Origin of the sequence: Trinickia mobilis (assembly GCF_017315705.1) — a bacterium.
Taxonomy (GTDB): Bacteria; Pseudomonadota; Gammaproteobacteria; order Burkholderiales; family Burkholderiaceae; genus Trinickia_A; species Trinickia_A mobilis.
On record NZ_JAFLRF010000002.1, the window covers coordinates 470048 to 479547 of the forward strand.

At 62.7% G+C, this 9500-nt stretch carries 8 protein-coding genes and 1 pseudogene; all 9 read left to right on the top strand.

Annotation, left to right across the window (positions count from 1 at the left end; all coding sequences use genetic code 11):
• Window positions 1–112: 112 nt before the first annotated feature.
• Window positions 113–547, top strand: coding sequence for a PAS domain S-box protein (locus J3489_RS04980; protein ID WP_206996619.1), 435 nt, complete (start codon window positions 113–115; stop codon window positions 545–547).
• Between the two features lie 93 nt (window positions 548–640).
• Window positions 641–895: a hypothetical protein gene (locus tag J3489_RS04985; protein ID WP_242539767.1), complete on the top strand. Its 255-nt coding sequence runs from the start codon at window positions 641–643 to the stop codon at window positions 893–895.
• Window positions 896–1001: 106 nt separating this feature from the next.
• On the top strand, window positions 1002–2249 hold the full coding sequence (gene frc / locus J3489_RS04990; protein WP_206996575.1) for a formyl-CoA transferase: 1248 nt from the start codon (window positions 1002–1004) through the stop codon (window positions 2247–2249).
• Window positions 2250–2362: 113 nt separating this feature from the next.
• Window positions 2363–3142, top strand: coding sequence for a fumarylacetoacetate hydrolase family protein (locus J3489_RS04995; RefSeq protein ID WP_206996576.1), 780 nt, complete (start codon window positions 2363–2365; stop codon window positions 3140–3142).
• 1 nt (window position 3143) lies between these two features.
• Window positions 3144–4736 carry a Re/Si-specific NAD(P)(+) transhydrogenase subunit alpha gene (locus tag J3489_RS05000; RefSeq protein ID WP_206996577.1) on the top strand — a complete coding sequence of 531 codons (1593 nt, stop codon included), beginning with the start codon at window positions 3144–3146 and terminating at the stop codon, window positions 4734–4736.
• A 9-nt stretch (window positions 4737–4745) separates the two neighbouring features.
• Window positions 4746–6137, top strand: a complete 1392-nt coding sequence (pntB, locus tag J3489_RS05005; protein WP_206996578.1) for a Re/Si-specific NAD(P)(+) transhydrogenase subunit beta — start codon at window positions 4746–4748, stop codon at window positions 6135–6137.
• A gap of 120 nt (window positions 6138–6257) precedes the next feature.
• Entirely contained in the window at window positions 6258–7670 is a 1413-nt protein-coding gene (pyk, locus tag J3489_RS05010) for a pyruvate kinase (protein ID WP_206996579.1), read from the top strand.
• Window positions 7671–7949: 279 nt separating this feature from the next.
• Window positions 7950–9275, top strand: coding sequence for an oxalate/formate MFS antiporter (oxlT, locus tag J3489_RS05015; RefSeq protein WP_309491333.1), 1326 nt, complete (start codon window positions 7950–7952; stop codon window positions 9273–9275).
• A gap of 86 nt (window positions 9276–9361) precedes the next feature.
• A pseudogene (locus tag J3489_RS37395) lies at window positions 9362–9500 on the top strand (formate dehydrogenase); the annotation flags it as partial.

Below are 9500 nucleotides of genomic sequence, written 5' to 3' on the forward strand. Positions count from 1 at the left end.
CTGCAGAGCCCGGCCGGTACTGGTACTTTATTCCGAACCGGGCATGAACGGCGCCCAGGCCGGGCGCCGTCCTGCTCCGAACCCAGCAGCCCTTTCCAACTCAGGTACCGCCATGCAACAAGCAGACATCGATTTCGAGCAAATGGTATCGGCCATCGGCGATGCGATCATCGTCTCGGATTCTCACGGAAGCATCACGCTGTGGAATCCTGCCGCCGAGCGCATGTTTGGATTCACGCAGAACGAGGCGCTCGGACAGTCGCTCGACCTCATCATCCCGGAACGCTTGCGCGGCCGTCATTGGGACGGGTATCACAAGACGATGGCCACCGGGCAGACCCGCTACGGCAACGACGTGCTGCGGGTGCCCGCGGTGCATAAGGATGGGCGCGCCATGTCGATTGCATTTACCGTAGCCCTGCTGCATTCGCCACAGGACGAGCTGACCGGGATCGTGGCGGTGATTCGCGACGAAACGAGCCGCTTCCAGGAAGAGCGCAATTTGCGCAAGCGCCTGGCGGAACTGGAGGCCCAAGCCGGAGCATGACGCGGCGCGCAGCCTTGCAGGCTTGCCCATGCCGCCAAGCTTCGAGAAGGACTGCAAAACAACCCGCGCCGAACGCTCGCGTGACGATCAACCATGAGGTATCCCATGCTCATAGAGGTTCTTGGACAATACCGGCTCGAGTTGTCCGCCATGCAATTGATCCATAACGGCGGCTGGGTCGCGTATGCAGCGATTCGCACTCTTGCACCCGATTCCCAGGTGCAGGCGGATCTCTTCCCGTACCAGCGGGTTGTCGATGAGGCAGTCTTTGAAAGCGAAGCGGCGGCCATAGCCGGCGCCCGCGGTGTCGCAATGGCTCTTTTGCGATCGAGCCATCAGGAACGGTAACAACACCGATCTCGCGCTGTCGCCTTTGCTGCGCTCGCGATCGGTTGACCTCGCCCCGGCTGGTTGTCAGGCGTGGTCCCATAAAAGTCAATTTTGGAGACGGGAAATGGGCAAGGCTTTGGACGGTGTGCGCGTCCTCGATTTCACGCATGTGCAATCAGGCCCGACATGCACGCAACTGCTCGCGTGGTTCGGCGCGGACGTGATCAAGGTCGAACGGGCGGGCTCGGGCGACATCACGCGCGAGCAACTGCGCGATATCCCCGATGCAGACAGCCTCTACTTCACGATGCTCAATCACAACAAGCGCTCGGTCACGATCGATACAAAGAATCCGGAAGGCAAACGGGTTCTGGAAGCATTGATCGGGAAATGCGATGTGCTGGTGGAAAACTTCGCGCCGGGCGCGCTCGACCGGATGGGGTTTACGTGGGAGCGCATCCAGGAGCTCAATCCGCGGATGATCCTCGCGTCGGTGAAGGGCTTTGGCCCGGGGCCGTACGAAGACTGCAAGGTCTACGAGAACGTTGCGCAATGCGTGGGCGGTGCGGCGTCGACCACAGGCTTCGACGACGGCCCGCCCGTCGTGACCGGCGCGCAGATCGGCGACAGCGGCACCGGCCTCCATCTCGCGCTGGGCATTGTCACGGCGCTGTATCAACGGCAGACGACCGGGCGCGGGCAGAAGGTGCTCGCCGCGATGCAGGACGGCGTGCTCAATCTGTGCCGCGTGAAGCTGCGCGACCAGCAGCGGCTCGAACGCACCGGCGTGATGAAGGAGTATCCGCAACATCCGAACGGCGCGTTCGGCGAAGCGGTGCCGCGCGCGGGCAATGCATCGGGCGGCGGGCAGCCGGGCTGGATCCTGAAGTGCAAGGGCTGGGAGTCGGATCAGAACGCGTACATCTACTTCATTACGCAGGCACCGGTCTGGCCGAAGATCTGCGGCTTGATCGGCAAAGAAGAGTGGGTCACCGATCCCGACTACGCGACGCCCGCCGCCCGCTTGCCGCGCCTGAAGGAAATCTTCGCCGAGATCGAGCGCTGGACGACGACGAAGACGAAGTTCGAGGCAATGGCGATCCTCAACCAGTACGACATTCCGTGCGGGCCGATTCTGTCGATAAAAGAGATCGCGGAAGAACCGTCACTGCGCAAGACAGGGACGATCGTCGAAGTCGATCACCCGGTGCGCGGCAAATATTTGACGGTCGGCAATCCGATCAAGCTTTCCGACAGCCCCACTGAAGTCACGCGCTCGCCGCTCCTCGGCGAGCACACCGACGAGGTGATGGCCGAGCTCGGCTATGCCTCGGAGCAGATCGCGCAATTGCGTGCTGTTGGCGCGATCTGACCTGACCGCAGGGCCGATGCATTGCTGCGCGGTCGACGCGCAAGACAAGCCGCTGCGGCGCGATTGGCTGTATCGCGCCGACGCCTGAAAAAACACATCTAGGAGACGTCCCGATGACTTCGTGGACACGCTTTCAGCTGGCTCACGGCCATATTGGCTTTGGCGTGCTGGAGAACGATCGCATCACCGAGTACGAAGGAGACATGTTCGGTGACCCTGTTCGAAGCGGCAAGGTATTGAGGTTGGACGACGTGACGTTGCGTAGTCCTTGCCTGCCCACCAAGGTCGTCGCGCTTTGGAACAACTTCCATGCGCTGTCCGAGAAACTCGGCAAGGCGGCGCCATCCCATCCGCTGTTTCTGATCAAGCCGCCGTTGTCGGTGATCGGTCCGGGCGAATCCATCCGGCGCCCGAAGGGCTACGCAGGCAAGATCGCGTACGAAGGCGAACTCGGCATCGTGATCGGCAAGCGTTGCAGCAACGTGCCGGTCGAACAGGCAGCGGGATACATCTATGGCTTTACTTGCGTGAACGACGTGACAGCGATCGAACTGCTGAACGAGGACCCGAATTTTGTTCAATGGTGCCGCTCGAAGGGCTTCGATACGTTCAGCTGCATCGGACCTGTCATCCAGCGCGATCTCGACTGGCGTGCCGCTCGCGTGGTGACAAAGCTCGATGGCGTCGAGCGTCAGGACTATCCGCTGTCCGACATGATCTTCTCGCCCGAAGAGCAGGTGAGCCTGATCTCGCACGACATGACGTTGATGCCCGGCGACGTGATTGCATGCGGCACGTCAATCGGTGTCGGTTCTATCAGGGATGGCTCGACGGTCGAGGTCTCGATCGACGGTGTCGGCGCGCTGTCAAACGCGCTGCCGGCAGGGAACTGACATGGCGAAGACGATTGCAGTACCGCGCGAGATCCATGCTGGGGAGTGCCGGGTCGCGGCGACGCCCGAGACGGCGGGTCAGCTGCTGAAGCTAGGCTTTGCGGTAAGCGTCGAAGCGGGCGCGGGCGAGCGAGCGGCGTTCGACGACGACGCGTATCGCTCGGCTGGGGCACAGGTCGTCACCGACACCCGGGCGTTGTGGGCCGGTGCCGATCTCGTGATCAAGGTGCGCGCGCCCGAGTTTCATCCTGTGCTCGATGTCGATGAAGCGACGCTGCTGAAAGAAGGCGCTACGCTCGTCGGCTTCATCTGGCCCGCGCAGAACCCGGCCTTGCTCGAGCGGCTCGCCGCTCGCGGCACGAACGTGCTGGCGATGGACTGCGTGCCGCGCATTTCCCGTGCGCAGAAACTCGATGCGCTCAGTTCGATGGCGAACATGGCGGGCTACCGCGCGGTGATCGAAGCCGCGCACCATTTCGGGCGCGTCTTTACCGGACAGATCACCGCGGCTGGCAAGATGCCGCCCGCGAAGGTCATGGTGATCGGGGCAGGTGTCGCTGGACTCGCGGCCATCGGCGCGGCGCGGGGCTTGGGTGCGATCGTGCGCGCGTTCGACACGCGCCCCGAGGTCGAGCAGCAGGTCGAAAGCATGGGCGCTGAATTTCTCAAGCTGGACCTCGATGAGGAAGGCAGCGGAAGCGGCGGGTACGCCAAGCAGATGAGCGCGGAGTTCATCGCAGCGGAGATGGCGCTCTTTGCCGCGCAGGCGAGGGAAGTCGACATCATCATCACGACCGCGCTGATTCCAGGCAAGCCGGCGCCCAAGCTGATTACCGCGGCGATGGTGGACAGCATGCGACGGGGTAGCGTGATCGTCGACATGGCCGCCGAGCAGGGCGGTAACTGCGAGCTTACGCAGCCCGGCCGAGCGGTGGCCGCAAGCGGCGTGACGATCGTCGGCTATACCGACTTGCCAAGCCGGATGGCGACTCAGTCGAGCCAGTTGTACGCGACCAATATTCGCCATCTGCTGACCGACATGACGCCGCAGAAGGACGGCGAGCCCCGCTTCGACATGGATGACGACGTGATGCGAGGCGCAATGGTGGTGCATCAAGGGGCCATCAGCTGGCCCCCGCCGCCGCCGAAGCAGCCTGCGATCGCGGCGCACCGGCCGCCGCCTGCGGCGAAGCACGCGGCGAGCCCCGCCAATGCGGGGACGCCCGCCGAGGCCACGCGTCGCTCGGGGTTCACGGCGCTTCTGCTGCTCGCGATCGCGGCTCTCGCGCTGCTTGCGCTAGGTGCGGTCGCACCGCCGGCGTTCGTCGCTCACCTGACGGTGTTCGTGCTGGCGGTGTTCGTCGGCTATCACGTTGTCTGGAACGTGAAGCCCGCCCTGCACACACCGTTGATGAGCGTGACCAATGCCATCAGCGGGATCATCGTGATTGGCGCACTGATGCAACTCGGTGCGTCCGGCGCGCGCGTGGGCGTGGGCGTGCTCAGCGGAACCGCGCTGCTTGTCGCCATGATCAACATCGCGGGCGGGTTTCTCGTGACCCAGCGCATGTTGAAAATGTTCCAGCGCAGCTGAGGAGATTTCATGCTGAACGGAATTGGAAACATCGCGTATCTGGGGGCGAGTGCGCTATTCATCCTGAGCCTGCGCGGACTGAGTCATCCGACAACCGCTCGCCGCGGCAACGTGTACGGCGTGACCGGCATGCTGATTGCGGTCCTGGCGACGCTGTTGATCGCGCAAGGCGCCGGGCTGGAGATCGTGCTCGCGGCATCGGTTGTCGGCGCGGGGGTGGGCGCATTGCTGGCACGGCGCGTCGAGATGACGCAAATGCCGCAACTGGTTGCCGTGCTGCATAGCTTTGTCGGTTTGGCGGCAGTGCTGATCGGCTTCACAAACTACGTGATGCCGTCTGTCCAGCTTGGAGGAACGGAGCGGATCGTCCACGGCTCGGAGATTTACCTGGGCGTCTTTATCGGCACCATCACGTTTGCAGGTTCGATCGTCGCGTTCCTGAAGCTGAATGGCACGGTCAGCGGCAAGCCGCTCGTGCTGCCGGGCAGGCATCTGCTGAACCTGCTCGTGCTGGCGATCTGCTTCGCCGTTGGCTACCGGTTCCTCACCGCGGCGTCGAGCGAAGACGGCATCCGCGCCTTGCTTGAAATGACGGTGCTTGCTGCCGCGCTGGGCGTGCATCTCGTGATGGCCATCGGCGGCGCCGACATGCCGGTTGTCGTGTCGATGCTGAACAGCTACTCGGGCTGGGCGGCCGCGGCCACAGGCTTCATGCTGAGCAACGACCTGTTGATCACGACAGGCGCGCTCGTCGGCTCGAGCGGTGCGATCCTCAGCTACATCATGTGCCGAGCGATGAACCGCAGTTTCATCTCGGTCATTCTCGGCGGCTTCGGCGCATCGGGCACGACGAGTTCGACGGATATCGCGGGCGAGGTCGTGCCCACCACGGTCGACGAAGTCAGCGCGATTCTGCGCGATGCGGCCGACGTGATCATCGTACCGGGTTACGGCATGGCAGTTGCCCAGGCACAGACGACGATCAGCGAAATTACCCGCAAGCTCAACGGGTTCGGAGTCCGGGTTCGGTTCGGCATCCACCCCGTCGCCGGACGGCTGCCGGGGCATATGAACGTGCTGCTGGCCGAAGCCAAGGTGCCTTACGACATCGTGCTCGAAATGGATGAAATCAACGACGATTTCGCCAGCACGGATGTTGTGCTCGTGATCGGCGCGAACGACATCGTCAACCCCGGCGCACTCGAGGATCCGGCTAGCCCGATTGCCGGCATGCCGGTGCTTGAAGTGTGGAAGGCGCGTACGGTGGTCGTGTCCAAGCGCAGCATGGCCACCGGGTATGCCGGGGTTGAAAATCCGCTGTTCTATAAGGACAACACACGGATGCTGTTCGGCGACGCGAAAGGGAGCGTCGACGCATTGCTCAAGCAGCTTGACGCTTGAGAGACCTGCGCCATGACAACGGCGTTCCATTGTCAGAGGGGCTTGGGATTGCGCGGCGTGACCGGTTGGGTGCGCCGCCAGATCTGTCGCCCGCCATTCATTTCTTACCGGTGATCGATCATGCTCCGTCGACGTAAAGCCAAGATTGTTGCCACGCTGGGCCCCGCAACTTCCGATCTCCAAACGGTTACGCAGCTGTTTCGGGCCGGTGTGGATGTGTTTCGGCTGAATTTCAGCCACGGCTCGCACGAAGATCATCGGCGACGCTATGAGATCGTGCGCGAGGTCGAACGTGCGACGGGCAGGCCCATATCGGTGCTGGCCGATATGCAAGGTCCGAAATTGCGCGTCGGCACTTTCGCTGCCGGCAAGGTGACGCTGGCGGCTGGCGGGCGCTTCGCGCTCGATCGGAATCCGGCCCACGGCGACGTCGACCGCGTGCACCTGCCTCATCCGGAACTGTTCGAGGTGGTCGCGGCGGGGCAGTCCCTGCTTCTCGACGACGGCAAACTGCGACTGGAAGTGCTCGACAATGACGGCGAGAGAATCAGCACCCGCGTGATGCACGGCGGAGTCTTGTCGGATCGCAAGGGCGTGAACGTTCCCGACACCATCCTGCCGATTCCCGTGCTGACCCGAAAAGACCGGATCGATCTGGAATTTGCGTTGTCGCTCGGCGCCGACTGGATTGCGCTGTCGTTCGTGCAGCAACCGGAAGACCTGGTCGATGCGCGCGCGCTCATCGGCGAGCGCGCGGGACTCATGGTCAAGCTCGAGAAGCCTGCGGCGCTCGATCGGCTCGACGAGATCGTCAGCGCGGCGGATGCCGTGATGGTCGCGCGCGGCGACCTCGGCGTCGAGCTTCCCCCGGAGCGCGTGCCAGGCGTGCAGAAGCGCATTCTTCGCTCATGCCGCAGTCGCGGCAAGCCCGTCATCATCGCGACGCAGATGCTCGAATCGATGATAGCTGCGCCGGTTCCCACGCGTGCCGAGGCATCGGACGTCGCGACGGCGATCTACGACGGCGCGGATGCCGTCATGCTGTCCGCGGAATCGGCCAGCGGCGGCTATCCCGTGCAGGCCGTCGAGATGATGGACCGGATTATCCACGAGGTGGAGCGTGATCCGCTGTATCGGAGCCTGCTCGACGCTCAGCACGAACTTCCTCTGCACACGCCGGGGGACGCGATCTGCGCGGCACTTCGGGACGTGGCGCAGACAATCTCCGCAGTCGCCACGGTCACCTATACGACTTCCGGGCACACCAGCCTGAGGGCAGCCCGGCAGCGTCCGAGCGCCCCGATTCTCAGTATCACGCCGAAGCTGTCGACGGCGCGGCGGCTTGCATTGGCATGGGGCGTGCATTCCACGGTCAGCCCTGACGTTGAAACGGTCGACGAGATCGTGAGCGCCGCGTGCGGTATCGCTATGACGCAAGGCTTGGCGAGTTCCGGCGATCAGGTGGCCATTGCCGCCGGCATGCCGTTCGGCGAGCCGGGCACCACCAATCTGTTGCGGATTGCCAGAGTATGACTCGGTTCGGCGGACCGTTCCTCCGGGTCGCCGAACTGAGGCGCTTGCATCGGGGGACATGGTGTATTCGCCTTTGCGGATCTCGAATGCATAAAGAAGAGGTGATCGATACGATAAAAATTATTACGTTTCACTAATTGATGAGAGAGAGCACTATGTTTTGCATCCGCTACGTCGAGTTCAGGACGCACTTTAGTTGATACGTTGCCCGGATCGGGCGACAGGCGGGCAGAGCTTTAGTTAAGCAAGCAAATAGATCAATGGACGGAGACAGAGAACGTGGCACAAAGCGAAACGGCCTTCAGCGCTTATACCGCGAGGCGTCATAACCGTTGGGTCCAGTTGGCAGCCGGCATCGCCTGTATGGGTTTGATCGCCAATCTGCAGTACGCGTGGACTCTCTTCGTCGTCCCTATGGACGCCAAACATCACTGGGGACAGGCAGCCATTCAGTTGGCGTTTTCGATTTTTGTCGTCACCGAGACCTGGCTGGTGCCCGTCGAAGGTTGGCTGGTCGACAGGTTCGGCCCTCGTCCCGTCGTGATCGGGGGCTCGATCTGCGCGGCGCTGGGCTGGATTCTCGATGCCTATGCACCGAGCCTGCCGGTGCTTTACGTTGCCGCGGTGATCGCCGGCGTCGGAGCAGGGTGTGTTTACGGGACTTGTGTGGGCACCGCGCTCAAGTGGTTTCCGGACAAGCGCGGTCTGGCCGCCGGCCTGACCGCCGCCGGGTTCGGCGCCGGTGCCGCGCTGACGGTGATCCCGATCTCCAACATGATCCAGCATTCCGGGTACGAGCATGCGTTTGTCTTCTTCGGCGTGCTCCAGGGCGCCTCAATCCTGCTGCTCGCGACTTTGCTGGTGCGTCCGAAGGCGCCGGCTCATGCTGCCGGCGTGAAGCGCATCGTCGCAACCAAGACCGACTACACCACGAAGCAGATGGTCCGCGCGCCGCTTTTTTGGGTGATGTACGCGATGTTCGTCTGCGTCGCTGCGGGCGGCATCATTGCCACCGCGCAGATCGGTCCGATCGCCAAGGAATATGGTTTTGCGGCGATGCCGGTGAGCGCGCTGAGCGTCACGTTGCCGCTGCTGACGATGACGCTGTCGATCAACAATCTGTGCAACGGCTTCACGCGCCCGCTGTGCGGCTTCATTTCCGATCGAATCGGCCGTGAGAACACCATGTTCATCACCTTCATAGGCGAAGGCCTGGCGCTGCTGGGGCTGATGTACTTCGGGCACAACCCCTATATGTTCATGATGTTTTCCGCAATCGTTTTCCTCTGCTATGGCGATATCTTCTCGAACTTTCCGGCGACCTGCGCCGACACGTTCGGCGCCAAATACGCTGCGGGCAACGCCGGCACGCTCTACACCGCAAAAGGGACGGCCGCCATTTTGGTGCCTGTGGCTTCGCTGTTGTCTGCGCACGGCGGGTGGGGCGGGGTCTTCGTCTTCTTCGCGTGTCTCTCGATGCTGTCGGGCCTGTCGGCGAAGTTCATTCTGTATCCGCTGCGGCGCCGCTGGATTCTGAATTCGGCTGTGCCCGACAAGTCGCCGGCAACGCACTTTCAGGCATCGCTTGGCGGTTCACATGAGTGAGCGCAGCCGAAGGCGCGTTCGTGTACGGATTGCGATGTGCAATAGGAAAGTGAAGTTTTCCCAACGCCGCTCGGCAGGAAAAGATCATGGTCCATCTCGATGAATTGATTGAACGGCATATCGGCTGCCGGAGTTCGCTCCTCGCAATCCTCCACGCGATTCAGGACGAAGCCGGCTTCATTCCGCCGGAAGCCGTTGCGCCGTTGGCGCGCGCGCTGAACCTCT

Bases quoted from the DNA above. Each gene is read 5' to 3' on its own strand.
- J3489_RS04980 (WP_206996619.1), top strand. From the start codon at position 113: ATGCAACAAGCAGACATCGATTTCGAGCAAATGGTATCGGCCATCGGC.
- J3489_RS04985 (WP_242539767.1), top strand. From the start codon at position 641: ATGAGGTATCCCATGCTCATAGAGGTTCTTGGACAATACCGGCTCGAG.
- frc (WP_206996575.1), top strand. From the start codon at position 1,002: ATGGGCAAGGCTTTGGACGGTGTGCGCGTCCTCGATTTCACGCATGTG.
- J3489_RS04995 (WP_206996576.1), top strand. From the start codon at position 2,363: ATGACTTCGTGGACACGCTTTCAGCTGGCTCACGGCCATATTGGCTTT.
- J3489_RS05000 (WP_206996577.1), top strand. From the start codon at position 3,144: ATGGCGAAGACGATTGCAGTACCGCGCGAGATCCATGCTGGGGAGTGC.
- pntB (WP_206996578.1), top strand. From the start codon at position 4,746: ATGCTGAACGGAATTGGAAACATCGCGTATCTGGGGGCGAGTGCGCTA.
- pyk (WP_206996579.1), top strand. From the start codon at position 6,258: ATGCTCCGTCGACGTAAAGCCAAGATTGTTGCCACGCTGGGCCCCGCA.